The 15,066-nt window shown below is 61.8% G+C and carries 15 protein-coding genes; 8 read left to right on the top strand and 7 right to left on the bottom strand.

Annotation, left to right across the window (positions count from 1 at the left end):
* Positions 1-65: 65 nt before the first annotated feature.
* Positions 66-689, bottom strand: coding sequence for a glutathione S-transferase family protein (locus Q9K02_RS06590; protein WP_305932177.1), 624 nt, complete (start codon positions 687-689; stop codon positions 66-68).
* A 61-nt stretch (positions 690-750) separates the two neighbouring features.
* On the opposite strand from Q9K02_RS06590, the gene Q9K02_RS06585 reads away from it, so the two are divergent.
* A complete protein-coding gene (locus Q9K02_RS06585) occupies positions 751-2,094 on the top strand; it encodes an MATE family efflux transporter (protein ID WP_305932176.1) in 1,344 nt (447 codons plus the stop codon).
* Here Q9K02_RS06585 and Q9K02_RS06580 read toward each other — a convergent pair.
* Positions 2,066-3,223, bottom strand: coding sequence for a GGDEF domain-containing protein (locus Q9K02_RS06580; RefSeq protein WP_305932175.1), 1,158 nt, complete (start codon positions 3,221-3,223; stop codon positions 2,066-2,068). The two genes, Q9K02_RS06585 and Q9K02_RS06580, sit on opposite strands and share 29 nt — an antisense overlap.
* Before the next feature lie 313 nt (positions 3,224-3,536).
* Between Q9K02_RS06580 and ettA the strand changes: the two genes are divergently transcribed.
* The 3 genes from ettA (at position 3,537) to Q9K02_RS06565 (ending at position 6,599) form a co-directional block, all read left to right on the top strand.
* On the top strand, positions 3,537-5,210 hold the full coding sequence (gene ettA, locus Q9K02_RS06575) for an energy-dependent translational throttle protein EttA (RefSeq protein WP_278327167.1): 1,674 nt from the start codon (positions 3,537-3,539) through the stop codon (positions 5,208-5,210).
* Between the two features lie 79 nt (positions 5,211-5,289).
* The gene (locus tag Q9K02_RS06570) at positions 5,290-5,637 is read left to right on the top strand and encodes an Imm8 family immunity protein (RefSeq protein ID WP_305932174.1); all 348 of its coding nucleotides are present in this window, start codon (positions 5,290-5,292) and stop codon (positions 5,635-5,637) included.
* 524 nt (positions 5,638-6,161) lie between these two features.
* Positions 6,162-6,599: an FKBP-type peptidyl-prolyl cis-trans isomerase gene (locus tag Q9K02_RS06565; RefSeq protein ID WP_278327168.1), complete on the top strand. Its 438-nt coding sequence runs from the start codon at positions 6,162-6,164 to the stop codon at positions 6,597-6,599.
* 30 nt (positions 6,600-6,629) lie between these two features.
* On the opposite strand, the gene Q9K02_RS06560 is transcribed toward Q9K02_RS06565, so the two are convergent.
* The 3 genes from Q9K02_RS06560 to Q9K02_RS06550 form a co-directional block, all read right to left on the bottom strand.
* A complete protein-coding gene (locus Q9K02_RS06560; protein WP_305932173.1) occupies positions 6,630-7,478 on the bottom strand; it encodes a substrate-binding domain-containing protein in 849 nt (282 codons plus the stop codon).
* 143 nt (positions 7,479-7,621) lie between these two features.
* Complete coding sequence (locus Q9K02_RS06555; RefSeq protein ID WP_305932172.1) at positions 7,622-8,509, bottom strand: OmpA family protein; 888 nt, start codon at positions 8,507-8,509, stop codon at positions 7,622-7,624.
* Positions 8,510-8,778: 269 nt separating this feature from the next.
* Positions 8,779-9,348, bottom strand: a complete 570-nt coding sequence (locus Q9K02_RS06550; RefSeq protein ID WP_305932171.1) for a pyridoxamine 5'-phosphate oxidase family protein — start codon at positions 9,346-9,348, stop codon at positions 8,779-8,781.
* 184 nt (positions 9,349-9,532) lie between these two features.
* Between Q9K02_RS06550 and Q9K02_RS06545 the strand changes: the two genes are divergently transcribed.
* Positions 9,533-10,408 carry an RcnB family protein gene (locus Q9K02_RS06545; protein WP_305932170.1) on the top strand — a complete coding sequence of 292 codons (876 nt, stop codon included), beginning with the start codon at positions 9,533-9,535 and terminating at the stop codon, positions 10,406-10,408.
* A gap of 87 nt (positions 10,409-10,495) precedes the next feature.
* On the opposite strand, the gene Q9K02_RS06540 is transcribed toward Q9K02_RS06545, so the two are convergent.
* Positions 10,496-11,053, bottom strand: coding sequence for a cytochrome b (locus tag Q9K02_RS06540; protein ID WP_305932169.1), 558 nt, complete (start codon positions 11,051-11,053; stop codon positions 10,496-10,498).
* Between the two features lie 97 nt (positions 11,054-11,150).
* On the opposite strand from Q9K02_RS06540, the gene Q9K02_RS06535 reads away from it, so the two are divergent.
* Complete coding sequence (locus Q9K02_RS06535) at positions 11,151-11,819, top strand: prolyl hydroxylase family protein (RefSeq protein WP_305932168.1); 669 nt, start codon at positions 11,151-11,153, stop codon at positions 11,817-11,819.
* Between the two features lie 7 nt (positions 11,820-11,826).
* On the opposite strand, the gene Q9K02_RS06530 is transcribed toward Q9K02_RS06535, so the two are convergent.
* Positions 11,827-13,452 carry a lysine--tRNA ligase gene (locus tag Q9K02_RS06530; protein WP_305932167.1) on the bottom strand — a complete coding sequence of 542 codons (1,626 nt, stop codon included), beginning with the start codon at positions 13,450-13,452 and terminating at the stop codon, positions 11,827-11,829.
* A 401-nt stretch (positions 13,453-13,853) separates the two neighbouring features.
* Between Q9K02_RS06530 and Q9K02_RS06525 the strand changes: the two genes are divergently transcribed.
* Positions 13,854-14,432, top strand: coding sequence for a hypothetical protein (locus tag Q9K02_RS06525; RefSeq protein ID WP_305932166.1), 579 nt, complete (start codon positions 13,854-13,856; stop codon positions 14,430-14,432).
* A gap of 160 nt (positions 14,433-14,592) precedes the next feature.
* Complete coding sequence (locus Q9K02_RS06520) at positions 14,593-15,000, top strand: hypothetical protein (RefSeq protein WP_305932165.1); 408 nt, start codon at positions 14,593-14,595, stop codon at positions 14,998-15,000.
* Positions 15,001-15,066 lie beyond the last annotated feature (66 nt).

Below are 15,066 nucleotides of genomic sequence, written 5' to 3'. Positions count from 1 at the left end.
CCATCGGCTTCGGTCAGGAACCAGCTGCGTTCAATGTATGGCAGGATTGCGAGATCCCACGCATGTTAAACTGGCTTCATGTCCTGCCGTGCGAGTGCCAACTTGACTCCATCGTCCTGCTGGATCCGATCGCGGAACGACCGCAAGGTCGGGTAGTCGTCGATCGACAGCGGGGTCTGCTCGATCCACCGCGTGACGACATAGAGATAGGCATCGGCGAAGCTGCGATCCAATAGATACCAGTCACCATCCGACTCTTCGAAATTGGCCTCCAGCCGATCGAAATGCTTGCGCAGTTTGTCGTAAGCCGCAGCCTTCACCTCGTCTTGCGCATCCTTGCTCTCAGCGTAGGTCTTTGCGGCGAAATGCGGTCCGAAATCGGCATGCACTTCACTTGTGAGGTAAGATAGCGCCTCGGCTTCCTTGCGCCCCAATACCTTGTCGCGTGCATAGCCCTCGGTGCCGTATTCCGCGCCGAGCCAGCTCAGGATCGCTGCGGCCTCGGTCAGGACGTCGCCATCTTCGAACGCGACGGCAGGCACCTTGCCCTTGGGATTGATCGCAAGATACTCGTCCTTCTTTTGGTCGCCATAGGCCATGTTCTCGACCTCGATCGGAGCATCCAGCCACGCGACCGCGATATTGGTGGCAAGGGCACAAGTGCCGGGCATCGTGTAAAGTGTGGGCATTTTATCGTCCTCGGGTTTCGGTGGTCTTGCGTTCAATGGCCCGCTCCTGTCTCAAGTTCCGGTGAGCGCGACATCGACACCTGCCAAACTCGATCGGACGGCGATCCTCGCGATCTGGGCCATCGCCCTGCCCGCGATGGTCACGAATGTCGCGACTGCCCTGATCGGAATCGGCGATATGTGGATCGTCGGCCAGCTTGGCGATGCCCCGACACAAGGTGCGGTCGATGTCGGGGCCAAGCTGTTCGCCGCGCTGTTCACGGTGATGAATTTCCTCAAGACCGGCACGACCGGCCTCGTCGCGCAAGCCGGCACTCGGTCGGGTCCGACGGAGCAGGTCGCCGTGCTGATCCGCGGGCTGGTGGTCGGCCTCGCCATCGCCGCGGTTCTGCTCATAGCCAAGCCGATCCTGCTGCCTGCACTGCTCGACGCGCTGGGCGCACAAGGTGAGGTTCGCACTGCGGCCGTGATCTATGCCGACATCCGCTACTGGAGCGCCCCCGCAGTGCTGGCCAATTTCGCCATGGTCGGTTTCCTCGTCGGACGGCGGCGGATGAAAACGGTGCTGGCGATCGAGGTGGCCTACAACCTGCTCAACGTTGCGCTCGGGCTGTGGTTGGCCCTGGGGCTCGACTGGGGGATCGCCGGGATCGGCTGGTCCAGCTTTATCGCGGAATTCGCCAAGCTGGCTGCTTGCGTCGCAATCGTCGTCGCACTCGCCGGATCGGACCTTCGCGATGCAGTCCGTGACCGAGCTTCGATCTCGCTTAAGGCGCTAAAGCCCTTTCTTTCCGTCAACCGCGATCTGTTCCTGCGGACGGTGATCCTGATGGTCGCGATCTCGGCCCTCACGCGGCTTGGCGCGGAGCGCGGCGCGGCTGTGTTGGCTGCCAACGGCATTCTTTACCAGCTGTTCGTGTTCTCTGCGCTTTTGCTCGACGGGTTCGAGAATGCGGCGCAGGTACTCAATGGCGAGCGGCATGGCGAGGACGACCGCGACGGTTTCCTCGCCTACATGCGCGCTATCCTGCTGCGCGGGCTTGGTGTCGCGACCATACTCGCCGGAGGCTTCGCCCTGGCCGGCGATTGGATCCTCGAATCCTTTGCAGCGACCGAGGCAGTGGCGGTCGAGGCCCGAGCTCTCGTGCCATGGCTGGTGGTCATACCTTTCGCAGGCGTCGCCGGGTTCGTGCTCGATGGCGTGTTCGTCGGAGCCAGCTGGACGCGCGCCCTGCTGCTCAGCATGGCAGGAGCGTCCGTGGGTTATGCGCTATTGCTGTGGCTGACCTGGCCGCTGGGAAATGACGGCTTGTGGCTGTCTTTCGTGGCGTTTCTAGCGCTCAGAGCGATGCTGCAGCTGGCCCTGATACCGCGGCTCATGCGCGCTGGGCATCCTTCGGCCTGAACTCTGTCACGACGTTCGCCTTCTCCTCGCGGCAGACGCGGTTGCGACCGCTTTCCTTGGCGCGGTAAAGCTCGGCATCGGCGCGCGCGAACAGTTTGCCATAGCCCTCGCCCGCCTCGCGCCCGGCAACGCCGAAGCTGGCGGACAGGCGGTTGTTGCTCGGCATGCCCGGCACCGCCGTCTCCGAGAAACGCCGACGGACGCGCTCCGCCATCGCCTCCGCTTTTTCGCCGTCGCAATTCCATGCGAGGATACAGAACTCCTCGCCGCCAATGCGCCCGGCGATGTCGCTGTTGCGGATCATGTCGGCAATGACGCCGCCGAACGCCGCGATCGCCTTGTCGCCGACCTGGTGGCCGTAGACGTCGTTCACCGCCTTGAAGTGATCGATATCGGCGACCACCAGCCCCACCGGTACGCCTTCCTGCTTGGCCCGGTCGATAATCGCGATTGCGTCCTGCTCGAAGGCCCGGCGCGCGCGCAGACCGGTCAGCATATCGCGTTCCCCGCGCTCACGCTCGGCTATCACCATGTCCCATGCGCAGGCCCCGATCAGGGCCACGCCGGTCATCAGCGAGGCGACCGTCACCGCCACGCTCAGCACCGAGTAATAGATGGATTCGCGATAGGCCGATGCGTCCGACCCGCCCGCGATGATCAGCGTCAGCACCGGCCGGACGAGAAAATTGACGGCCGCGAAAGCGAACAGCACCGCGATCAGCGTGTCGATCGCATTGCGCCGCTGCACGTTGAACAGCGCCATCGTTCCGATAACCATCATCACGCCATAACCTGTATTGACGATATAGAGCCGCGGGCCGGTATCGTCTGACAGGGATATCGCGGCGGCAAGCGTGAGAGCGGAGACGGCATAGACGACGACTAATGCCCGGATCGAGACATGCTGCCCCACCCGCTTCGCCGCTGCCCAGATCAGAGCGCCCGTGCCCAACGTATAGAGCACCTGCGTCGCGTGAAAAACGTAGAACGCCCCCGGATCGGGCACGAGATGCGTGACCAGGAAACCGAGACCGAGGCAGAAATAGGCGGCCGCAAAGCCGAGCACATAGGACCCCATGTTCCCGCGCTTCCACAGCACGAGAAACATCGCCATGAAAATCAATGCCATGGCAGGTGTAATAAGTCCGAGTATCTGCTCGCGCATGATGTCGCGTGAAACCCCCTGCCGGCGTCCTAGAGACCGTTACTTAATAAGTCCTCACTTTTTTCTTGGTTTTGCCTAGATTTCTCGAACAAAAACAGCAGATGGCGACTTTTCGACGGCAGCCGCGACCATGTGAACGTTCCATCAGGCGAGGCGATAAGATCGGCGCTCCTCACACCGCGCTTGCCCCTGCGCGCTGCGGCCATTATCTGGCCCACCATACCTGCCGGGCGCGCGCCGCCCGCTTATCCCATTCCGATCACGAAGGACCCGCCCGATGGCCGCGCAATATGCATTCGTCATGAAGGACATGACCAAGACTTTCCCCGGCGCGCAGAAGCCGGTGCTGAGCAATATCAACCTGCAGTTCTATCGCGGGGCGAAGATCGGCATCGTCGGGCCTAACGGCGCGGGCAAGTCCACCCTGATCAAGATCATGGCCGGCATCGACACCGATATTTCGGGCGAGGCCTGGCCGGGCGAGAACATCACCGTAGGCTATCTGGAGCAGGAACCCGAGCTGGACGAGAGCAAGACCGTGCTCGAAAACGTCAAAGACGGTGCCCGCGACATCGCCGACAAGGTCGATGAATACAACGCGATCGCCGCGCAGATGGCCGAACCCGATGCCGATTTCGAAGCGCTGGGCGACAAGATGGCCGCGCTCCAGACCGAAATCGACGCAGTCGACGGCTGGACGCTCGACAACCAGCTCGAAATCGCGATGGAGGCCCTGCGCTGCCCGCCGGGCGACAGCCCCGTCACCGATCTTTCGGGCGGCGAGAAACGCCGTGTCGCGCTCACCCGCCTGCTGATCCAGAAGCCGGACATCCTGCTGCTGGACGAGCCGACCAACCACCTCGATGCCGAAAGCGTCGAGTGGCTGGAAAACCACCTCAAGGAATATGCAGGGGCCGTGCTGATGATCACCCACGACCGCTACTTCCTCGACAATGTGGTGGAATGGATCCTCGAACTCGACCGCGGCAGCTACTACCCTTACGAGGGCAATTATTCGACCTACCTCGAAAAGAAGGCTAAGCGTCTCGAGCAGGAAAGCCGCGAGGAAAGCGGGCGCCAGAAGTCGCTCAGCCGCGAACTCGAATGGATCCGGCAGACGCCGTCCGCTCGCCAGACCAAGTCCAAGGCGCGTATCCGCAAGTTCGAGGAACTCCAGGAAAGCCAGAAGGACCGCAAGCCGGGCAAGGCGCAGATCGTGATCCAGGTGCCCGAACGGCTCGGCGGCAAGGTGATCGAGGCCAAGGGCCTGACCAAGTCATACGGCGACAAGCTGCTCTTCGAAAACCTCGACTTCATGCTGCCCCCGGGCGGCATCGTCGGCGTGATCGGGCCTAACGGCGCGGGCAAGTCCACCCTGTTCAAGATCATCACCGGACAGGAAGAGCCCGACAGCGGCAGCATCGAGATCGGCAGCACCGTCCACCTCGGCTATGTCGACCAGAGCCGCGACGATCTGAACCCGAAGAACAACGTGTGGGAGGAAATCTCCGACGGCCTCGACTACATGAAGGTCAACGGCCACGACACCTCCACGCGGGCCTACGTGGGCGCGTTCAATTTCAAGGGCGCGGACCAGCAGAAGAACGTCGGCAAGCTGTCCGGCGGCGAACGCAACCGCGTCCACATGGCCAAGATGCTCAAGGAAGGCGGCAACGTGCTGCTGCTGGACGAGCCGACCAACGACCTCGACGTGGAAACGCTCGGCGCTCTGGAAGAGGCGATCGAGAACTTCGCCGGCTGCGCCGTGGTCATCTCGCACGACCGCTTCTTCCTCGACCGCCTCGCAACGCACATCCTCGCCTTCGAAGGCAACAGCCACGTCGAATGGTTCGAGGGCAATTTCGAGGCTTACGAAGAGGACAAGCGGCGCAGGCTCGGCGATGCGGCAGATCGGCCGACGAGGTTGGCGTATAAGAAGCTGACGCGATAACCGGCCTGTGCGGGTCGTTAGCAGACTGGCAGCTAACGACCTCCTTGCGGACATTCGGAATTTAATGCGAGGTGGCCAGATGAGAGCCGAACTCCGATCCTTAGACTATTTCGAAAGCGACCTGAGCTCCTTTGAGGAGGAGGCGTTCTGCGTAAATGTCATTGCGACGATTGGAGCTGTTGGTGAGCGTGGAGGAGATGACTTTACTTTCGAAGTTTGCTCCCCCGCATGGCTGCGCTCTGCGCTTGAGACGGATGAAGTCGTGAGTGGGCAATACAGGTTGATCATGGCAGAGTTCGATTTCCCAGCGCTTGAGCGATTTGTGGCGAAGCGAGTTGGGCAGACAGAAGGGTCCGACTGGAACTCAATCGCTACAAAACTTGCTGCCTGGAGTCGTTGGGAGTTCGAAGGAATGACGCCACCTTAGCGTCTGCTAACCACCCACAAAAAGACATTGGGAAGAATCGGTCGACTACCTGAGAGCGGACGTTGGGTTTGCGCTTCGGCATAACAGGCCACTTTCGCCTTCGGCCCGCGTTAGTTGATCCTCGCAAACCAAACGTGGTCTCCACTCGTCCATCCTCTTTAATCAGGGCGCCGCTTTCCTACCTCCCATCTCGCTGATAACGATGAGATGCTCTTTGACAAACGAGGTCTGAATTTCTTGACATTTGTGTTTGCCCCCGGGGGGGGGGATCGAAGTGTGGCCTGCTGCGAGTTAAACTAGACCTCTGTTTAAAAACGATTTTTCTGGCGATCGCGATAGGCGACAGGGTGTCGCCTTTGTCGCCTCTCTGTCGCTTTCGCCCCGCTCTCCGAACTCGCTCCGCCGCTGCGTTTGACACCCCCCACCCCGGTTTGACACAATAGCGCCCAACGTGCCCGACACGCGGGCGCATTCCACGACGGCGCATTCCCTCGCGCCGCGAACACGAAATCCAAAGGAATACCATGACCACACCCAGCAACGGTGACACCGTGACCATCGACTACGTCCTCAAGCGCGGCGACGGGCAGGAAATCGGCAACACGTCCGAAGTCGGCCCGCAGACCGTCCAGCTTGGCGCAGGCCAGATCTTCCCGGCGATCGAAGAAGCGCTGACCGGCATGGAAGTCGGCGACAGCCAGACCGTCTCCATCGACAGCGACAACGCCTTCGGCCCGCGCCGCGAGGAACTGGTGATCGACATCCCGCGCGCCAACCTGCCCGCAGAGCCCGCTCCGCAGCCGGGCATGGCAATGCAAGCGCAGACGCCCGAAGGCCAGCCGATGACGCTCTACATCCTCGAAGTGGGCGACGAGCAGGTGAAGGCCGACGGCAACCACCCGCTCGCCGGCGAGGACGTGACCTTCGACCTCACCCTGCGCGACATCAAGCAGGCCGCCTGACGTGCCCGGGTTCGGTCGGCGGGCGGATCATTACACTCCGTCGGCCGAACCCTGTTCCTTCAAATCGCTCACCGATTGCCGCTCGACGATATCGAACGGCACCGATACTTGCCGCGACTGCGCTCCGTGTCGGCCGACCTGATCGGCAAGGAGTTTGCCCGCCGCCTCTCCCATTCCCTCGCAGGGCTGGCGCACGGTCGTCAGCTGGGGACGGACCTTTGTGGCCACGGCATTGTCGTCGTAGCCGACCAGCGAAATATCGCCCGGAACGGCAATGCCGGCTTCGTTCGCCGCGTCGATAATTCCCGCGGCCATCTCGTCATTGCTGGCAAATATGGCGGTCGGCTTGGCCGCGAACAGCTTCGGTGCCTCGCGTTTGCCAGACTCACGGGTGAAATCTCCTTGCGCGACAAGCGACTGATCGACCCGCAAACCCTTTGCGCCCAGCGCGTTGGCATAGCCATTGTAGCGGCGCAGACTGACAAGGTGGGACTGCGGCCCGCGCAGGATGGCAATGCGGCGATGGCCTCGTTCGGTAAGCTGACCGACTATCGCAGACGCGGCCGCGAATTCGTCCATGCCGACGATATTTCCACGGTCGGGATCGAGCAGGGCCGCGATGCGCACCATAGGCACGCCACGGGCCTCTACGATCGAAAGCAGCGGGCGATCGTCCGAAAGCGGCGGCGTCAGCACGATCCCGGCATGGTCCGAAGCCCGCAGCACGTCGATAGCTTTTGTCCCGCGACCGTAGACATTGACCGCCTCGACGCCAAGTCCGGCAGGCCGGCAGGTACGTTCCAGCCCCAAGCGAACGCGGGAAACGTAGTCTTCCCCAGGATTGTCGGACAACAACAGAATCGATCTTGCTGCGTTCATTCCAAGCCCCTCCGTCTTATTTCTGATAGCGCTACCAGAAATTCCGAAAAAGACGGTTAACATTCGGATTGTTTGGCGCAGCAGTTTGTCAGGGAAAAAGGGCGAGCCGAAGCCCGCCCCCTGGTATCGAAGGTTTGCAGCGCTCAGCCTTCCTCGGCCGCCTTGCTGACGAGGATATTGACCGACACGCGCCGGTTCTGGCGACGGCCTTCCGCAGTCGAATTGTCCGCCGCCGGATCGGCTTCGGCGAAACCGGTCGGGGTCAGCATGCGCCAAGGCTTCCAGCCGCATTCCTGCTGGAGGATGTTGACCACACGCGCCGCGCGCCGCTCGCTCAGCGTCTGGTTGTAATCCTGATCGCCGACCGAATCCGTGTAACCGACGACCAGCAGCAACGCATTGCTCATGCTGTCGGCCTGGCTGGCAGCCTGGCACAGCTGCGCACGGTCGCCCTGCCCGACCGACCATTTGCCGGTGTCGAAATAGACGTTGGTGACGCCCTTCACATTGTAGTTGTCGATATTGCCCATGCGCCCGCGCAGCGCCTCGGCGGCGGCGGTGTTGGTGTCGATATCGGCGCGCTGTTCGGCAAAGCGCTGCGAGGTGCCGGCCTGGATCATCTGCGCGGTTTCGAGATCGTCGTTCTTCAGCTTGATCTCGCTGGCGAGCAGCATCTCGCCGGCCTGCATGGTCTCGACCTCGACCGGGATACCGTTCAGCAGGTCCTGCGCGGTGAGCGAGGTACGACCAAGGCCGAGAAAGCCGCCGGTGCCGCGGATCTCGGTGTCCGGCTCCACGGTGATGACAGAATTCGTGCCATCGGCGCTAGTGACCTGAATCTGGTCGCCGCGGCGGGCGGTGATCACGCCTTCGATATCCGGCCCTTCGACCGGGGTCGCGCCATAAACTGTGGTCAGGACCTCACCGTCCTGCGCAGGTTCGATTTCCTGGGCCGACAGCGTGCCGGCTGCGGGCAGCGTCACTAAAGCGATGAGGGCAAGGCGCGAGGCCGTGCTGGTTCGAATTGTCATATTGGGTACTCCTTCATGTACGACAGCGTGCCTCGGCAAATGCGACCGTTTGGTTCGCCTCCCCCTGTGAGACTTGGCCCGCTGTCCCGACCCCCGATGTTTCTTGTCGACAGGCGATATGCAGTCCCCGCGGGGGTGATCGCCTGCGCCCGCAATCGGCTTGCCACATTTCTGCCACATGAACCATTGGCCATGGAGGTTGGTCGGAGGGGGTGGCTTGGGCGCAAACTGCGGCGAAGCGTTGTTCAGGCTTCGGCCGCACGCCTCGCTCAAGGCGAAATCCAGCGCCCCTCGTCACCGATGAACAGCGCGCGGCGATGGCCGGTATGGGCGAGACTGAACCAGTCCGCCTCCTCGATCTGGACCAGCAATAGGGCGAAGTTCTCCCGAGCGGGGATCACCTGATCGTCCGTCGGCTCGACGCCTTCGAACTCCGCTGGCAGACCGCTGGTCGGTTGATCGGACTGCTCGCCAGGTCCGCTCCCGAGGTAGCAACGCCGGGCAAAGTTGTCGCTCTGCGACCATGCGCTGTCGACCGCTTGGCCGGTCGTGACGATCCGTCCGCTCCCCCGCAGACGTAGCTGCAATTTTGCCTGCTTATCATACGCAAGGACGCCAATGCGTGGATCGCTTTCGATCACGGCGACCTTGGGAGAGCGGGCATCGGTGTGAAATCGCAGCGTCCAGCTTTGGGGATCGAAGCCGCGCAGTACCATCACCCGTGCATCGGCATCGGCGGTAGCGACGACCGGCGTGTGGATCGGCGATCTGCGGTTGGTCGCACCATCTGCAAGGCGCTGTGCGATATCATTGCGGATTGCGTCGAAGGTTGAAAGCATCGCTGCCGCCTTGCACCGCCAGACCCTACCTGCCAAGCTCGATCTTGTTCAGATTACTTTGGGATAACATTAACGTTAGGTCGACAGACCGGTTCAGATTGGGGTCAGCCCGAACCGGTACAAACAGCGACAGTGAAACGAGCCGCAGGTGGTGGAGCGGCTGGTATAGCGGAAGGAACGCTCCATGACACTTATCAGATTGATGAAAGGAAGCGCACTTAGCGCCCTCGCCGCAGCGATGGCGGTGACTGCCTTGCCGGCGGAGGCGCAAGCCCAGGAATGGCGCGAGCGCGCGAATGAGATCAAGCAGCAGCGGCAGCAGAGCCGCCAGGACCGCCGTGGCGAGCGCCGTGAAGCGCGCCAGGAACGCCGCGGTAATCGTGGCGAAGCTCGCCAGCAACGCCGTGCGAACCGTGGCGAGGCGCGCCCTGCACAGCGTGCAGAGCGTCGCAGCGAACGACGGGCCGAACGGCGTGATGGCATCGATGACCGCGTCCAGCGGCGCGTTGAACGTCGGGTGGCTGAAGACCGGGGCGAGCGCCGCGCAGAACGTCGCGAAGATCGCAGGGTGGAACGCCGTGCGGATCGCCGGGCCGACCGTTACGAACGCAATCGGACCTATCGCGCCGACCGCAACACGACCTACCGCGACCAACGCCGCGATGCTTATCGCAATGGCTACCGCGACGGACGCCGTTACGACCGGCGAGCGCGCTATTACGATGGCCGCCGCTGGCACGACTACGATCGCTGGGACCACCGCCGCTGGCGCAACAACGATCGCTACAACTGGAACCGCTATCGCTACAACAATCGCAGCCTCTACCGGCTGGGCCGCTACTATGCGCCCTATCGCGATTACAGCTATCGGCGCCTGAACATCGGCTTCCGCCTCGGCAGCCTGTTCTTCGGCAGCCGCTACTGGATCAACGATCCGTGGCAGTATCGCCTGCCGGAAGTCTACGGCCCCTATCGCTGGGTCCGGTATTACGACGACGTCCTGCTGGTCGATATCTACAGTGGCGAAGTGGTCGACGTGATCCACGACTTCTTCTGGTAAGTCACCTTCGCCAGCCGGCTTGAGAGTGGTCCGGATGGCAGAGCAGCCCCCGCCGAGCGATCGGCGGGGGCTTTTTCGTGCGTAGCTTCAGCCGGGCACTTTACCAAAAGGCAGCATGCGGAAGATGCCGCCGTTCTTGTCGAAGAAGGTGTGCTTCAAAGCCCCGAGAATGTGCAGCGCGATCAGGTAGATGAAAATCGACCCGCCGAGGGCGTGCAGATCGAAGATCGTCCCGCCGAGATCCTCGTTCGTGCCGATCGGCAGCGCGGGGATCGTGAACAGGCCGAAGAAATCGATATCCCGCCCGTTCAGCGAGTTCGCCATCCAGCCGCCGAGCGGCAGGCCGATCAGCAGGACGTAGAAAATGACATGCACCGTGCGGGCCAGTGCCTTCTCCCAACCCGCCAGATCGGACGGAAGCGGCGGCACCGGATGCGTCCAGCGCCAGAGCAGGCGGCCGACCGTGAGCACGAGGATCGTTATGCCAAGCGCCTTGTGATCGGCAAAGATCGCCATGGCTTGCGCCCGGTCGTCCGTATGGTGGGCATTTTCGGCCAGGCGCCAGTTCCAGATGACGGCGACGGCGATGGTCCAGTGAAAGATCATCGCGCCAATCGAATAGCGCCGTGCGGTGGTGTCGGCCATTGTTCTCTCCCGAAGGTTGTCCCGTCAGCCTAGCGCCTCGGCGCCTGCGGGCAAGCGCAATACTTGAAGCGTCGGCTGTGCTTGCTAACACCCGGACATGAGCAAGACAGCGACCATTCCGGACCAGGGCGCCCTGAAACGCATCGGCGCCCAAGTGCGCAAGCGTCTCGAGGCCGACCCACAAGCCTACAAGGTACCGACCGACAAGGCCGAGATCTTCGCGATCGGCGATTTCTTCAGCGCCGAGGAATGCCAGCGATTGATCGGCATGATCGACGCGGTCGCCCGCCCGAGCGAATTGCACGAAACCGCCTATGTCGCGAAGTTCCGTACCTCATACTCCGGCAATTTCGATCCGCACGATCCCTTCGTGAAGATGATCTCGCGCCGGATCGACGATCTGCTGGGGATGTCGCCGGCGCAGGGTGAGCGCATCCAGGGCCAGCGCTATCTGCCGGGGCAGGAGTTCAAGCCGCATAACGACTGGTTCTACACCGACCAGGAATACTGGCAGATCGAGCGCAAGCGCGGCGGGCAACGCTGCTGGACCGCGATGGCGTTCCTGAACACGGTCGAGGAAGGCGGGCACACGCATTTCGTGGAGGTTGGCGCGTCGATCGAGCCCAAGCCCGGCGTCCTGCTCGTCTGGAACAACGCCACGCCGGAGGGGGAGCCGAACGAGGGCACGCTGCACGCCGGGACCCCCGTCATCAAGGGTTCGAAATATGTGCTGACCAAATGGTACCGCGCCCGCAAGCACGATTGAGCGGCATTTACCGCGCTAGCGCCTCCGCGATCAGCTTGCGGCTGTTCTCCACGCCGTAGAGCGCGATGAAGCTGCCCATGCGCGGGCCCTGATCGCTGCCGAGGAGCGTCTGATAGAGCGCCTTGAACCAGTCCCGCAGGTTCTCGAACCCGTACTCCTCGCGCTTGCCGATTTCGTAGACCTCGGTTTGCAGATCCTCCGCGCTCGCATCGGCGGGGGTCTCGGCGAGATAGGCGTCGAGCGCCTTCAGCGCTTCCGCCTCATTCGGGGTCGGCGCACGCTTGACCAGCGTCGGCGCGATGTAGTCGCGGGTGTAGTTCACTGCCGTCTCGATCAGCACCTCGAGCCCGGGCGTCACCTGCCCTGCCCCGATGTAGCTTTCGAGATAGTCGCGCAAGTTCGGCACTGTGGCTTCCGCCCCCAGCACGCTGGCGAGGTTGAGCAGCAAGCCGTAGGTCACCGGCAGGCTGTCGCCCGCGCCCGGCGCCTCGCTACCCTCGAACCCGCCATTGGCCCGCGCCAGATGCCACACCGGATTGCCCAGCTGCTTGTCGAGCTCCTGTTCGCTCAATCGCTCGCGGAAGCTCCAGTAATCGTCCACCGCCCGCGGAATCACGCCGACATGCAGCTGCTTGGCGCTCTTCGGGTTGGGGAAGATGTAGAACCCCAGGCTCTCCTCGCTGCCATATTGCAGCCATTCCTCGATCGAGAGGCCGTTGCCCTTGGACTTGGAGATCTTCTCGCCGTTCTGGTCGAGGAACATCTCGTAAATCAGCCCTTCCGGCTTGCGCCCGCCCAGTACCTTCACGATCTTGCCCGATTGCACGCCGCTGTCGGTCAGGTCCTTGCCGTACATCTCGTAATCGACGCCTAACGCATACCAGCGCATCGCCCAGTCGACCTTCCACTGCAGCTTGGACATGCCGCCCAGCGCGGACTGTTCCACCACGGTGCCGTCCTCGTCGGTGAAGCGGATGGTGCCGGCTTCGGCATCGACCACCTCCACCGGCACCTGCAGCACGCGGCCCGTGGCGGGCGAGACCGGCAGGATGGGCGAATAGGTCTTGCGCCGCTCCTCGCGCAGCGTCGGCAGCATGATGTCGAGGATCGCCTCGTTCTTGCGCAGCACCTGCTTCAGCGCCACGTCGAACTTGCCCGCATTGTACATGTCGCTCGCGGCGATGAACTCGTACTGGAAGCCGAAGCGATCGAGGAAAGCGCGCAGCTGCGCATTGTTGTGCGCGGCGAAGCTCTGGTGATCGGTGTCGAACGGATTGGCGACGCGGCTGAGCGGCAGGTGCAGGTTCTCCTGCAACAGCGCCTGGTTCGGCACATTGTCGGGCACCTTGCGCAGGCCGTCCATATCGTCGGAGAAGGCGACGAGGCGCGTCTTCCCGTCCTCCGGCTTCGCCCCGATCATCGCCTCGAACGCGCGGCGGACCAGCGTGGTGCGCAGCACCTCCTGGAAGGTGCCGATATGCGGCAGGCCGCTGGGGCCGTAACCGGTTTCGAACAGGACCGGGCTGCCATCGGGTTTCGCGCCATCGGGATAGCGCTTGAGCAGCCGCTGCGCCTCCTGGAAGGGCCAGGCCTTGGACACACGTGCGGCGGCGATCAGATCGTTCATGCTCATGCGCGAACCTTTTGCCGCTGCGTGCCCCTTTCGCAAGTGCGAAGTGTTGGACGCGTGTTGGAGCGGCGCCGGGCCACTCCAGTCACATGGACCGCATGGACCACAGTCCTGAGCGGAAAAAGTTGCGGGGTGGTTTGGGGAGTGGAATTTAGGTGGAGAGCGAGGAACTGGTGGGGCGGCATGTGACGGGAGTTATCGCGAAAGAGTTGTGTAGGACAGAACTCTCATTTTCCCGCTAAAAGCAGCCTCTCCGCTGACGACCCATTGCGGACGTATCACTAGAGGCAATATCTGTATTGGCTTGGGTGCGCCTCGAATGGCCTACCTAGTGGTGGCTGCTCCTTGTCTTGCTAGAGAAATCAGCGGCGGCTACGGTTCGTGCATATTTAGGGGAGATGCCAATGCGCCTTATTGCTGTAGTTTTTGCCACCGTGAGCATGTCACTCGTCAGTGTGGCAACAAGCGCTCAGGAAGCTTCGCCACCGGGTATCGAATACGGTGGTTCGCATCCACCCGATCCTGAGGCAATCGCCGTTGCGCTCGAATACGCTGCGGCGGATAGCGGCTATTCTTCGGTTGAGGAGCGAGATGAGAGACGGTCACGGCTAGTTTCACCTGCCTATTTTTATCACGGTCTGGACGGCCACCCTGTCAGCTTCGACGGATTGACCGAGCGTCAAACTGCAAACGGGCTGGAAGACGCCAGCGTGAATGAGACATTCGGTGTTGTGTTCCACCAATACGAAAACACTGCCCTCGTGACTTACAAGACTTGGAATGTCCGAATGGATATGGGCAGGGAACGGGCTTTGCTCGGTTCAGGCTTGATGGTCCTTAGCCGCACGGAAGATGGCTGGAAGGTCGTGTCCGATTTTCTTGGTAGGGAACCGTCTGACGATCATGTCCCGAGCGAGATACTTGAAATGCGCGATGCGTATTTGGCTGAACAGGAAGAGACGGAATCTTTGAGCACCGAATGAACGGTGATGCCATGGTCAGCGGCGATGACCGCTTCCCACCCATCTAAAGCCGCTTTCCCCGAGCTGGTGACGTGCCCGTAGCGGACAGGCAGCTAACGACCCGGTAGTGGACATTGTAGTCAAGCTTGGAATTATCTAAAGTTCGACAATGCGAACTAGAGTGATCCTTGCCTTCGGTGCCCTGAGTTTCGTGGTCGCTCCCGAGGCGAGCGCCACACGAGTAGCTTGCTACGGATCAAATGGAGAGCGTTTGCTGGCGAATGTCTCAGCTTCCGCCGATGAGCATTTAATCGCATCTTTACCAGCTTTGATCGAACGCATGGCGAAAGAAACTGATTCGACGTTTCAGATTTTCGGCGCCTTGGAAAAATCGTCCACCATAGAGCGTAGCGAATACTGGATGACTGACGAGCATGAAAGGTTCGTCATTACCATCGCGGAGACCAGCTCAACCTCTGTCAGCTTATCCATTGAGCGAGGCTGCCAGAGCAAGGATGCGGTTGGGTGGAAGTTGGCTTGGGAGGACGCTCTGGGCCGCCTTGAGGAAAACGGCTTCAAATACGAATAGGCAATCGACCGTTCTCCACCCACAATCGGACATTAGGCGTTTTTCGCGCAGCGCCCGGAAGCGGAC

It is taken from the genome of Qipengyuania profundimaris, from assembly GCF_030717945.1.
Classification (GTDB): domain Bacteria; phylum Pseudomonadota; class Alphaproteobacteria; order Sphingomonadales; family Sphingomonadaceae; genus Qipengyuania; species Qipengyuania profundimaris.
This window is presented reverse-complemented; position numbering and strand designations above follow the sequence as displayed.

Bases quoted from the DNA above. Each gene is read 5' to 3' on its own strand.
- Q9K02_RS06590 (WP_305932177.1), bottom strand. From the start codon at position 689: ATGCCCACACTTTACACGATGCCCGGCACTTGTGCCCTTGCCACCAAT.
- Q9K02_RS06580 (WP_305932175.1), bottom strand. From the start codon at position 3,223: ATGGCATTGATTTTCATGGCGATGTTTCTCGTGCTGTGGAAGCGCGGG.
- ettA (WP_278327167.1), top strand. From the start codon at position 3,537: ATGGCCGCGCAATATGCATTCGTCATGAAGGACATGACCAAGACTTTC.
- Q9K02_RS06570 (WP_305932174.1), top strand. From the start codon at position 5,290: ATGAGAGCCGAACTCCGATCCTTAGACTATTTCGAAAGCGACCTGAGC.
- Q9K02_RS06565 (WP_278327168.1), top strand. From the start codon at position 6,162: ATGACCACACCCAGCAACGGTGACACCGTGACCATCGACTACGTCCTC.
- Q9K02_RS06560 (WP_305932173.1), bottom strand. From the start codon at position 7,478: ATGAACGCAGCAAGATCGATTCTGTTGTTGTCCGACAATCCTGGGGAA.
- Q9K02_RS06555 (WP_305932172.1), bottom strand. From the start codon at position 8,509: ATGACAATTCGAACCAGCACGGCCTCGCGCCTTGCCCTCATCGCTTTA.
- Q9K02_RS06550 (WP_305932171.1), bottom strand. From the start codon at position 9,348: ATGCTTTCAACCTTCGACGCAATCCGCAATGATATCGCACAGCGCCTT.
- Q9K02_RS06545 (WP_305932170.1), top strand. From the start codon at position 9,533: ATGACACTTATCAGATTGATGAAAGGAAGCGCACTTAGCGCCCTCGCC.
- Q9K02_RS06540 (WP_305932169.1), bottom strand. From the start codon at position 11,053: ATGGCCGACACCACCGCACGGCGCTATTCGATTGGCGCGATGATCTTT.
- Q9K02_RS06535 (WP_305932168.1), top strand. From the start codon at position 11,151: ATGAGCAAGACAGCGACCATTCCGGACCAGGGCGCCCTGAAACGCATC.
- Q9K02_RS06530 (WP_305932167.1), bottom strand. From the start codon at position 13,452: ATGAGCATGAACGATCTGATCGCCGCCGCACGTGTGTCCAAGGCCTGG.
- Q9K02_RS06525 (WP_305932166.1), top strand. From the start codon at position 13,854: ATGCGCCTTATTGCTGTAGTTTTTGCCACCGTGAGCATGTCACTCGTC.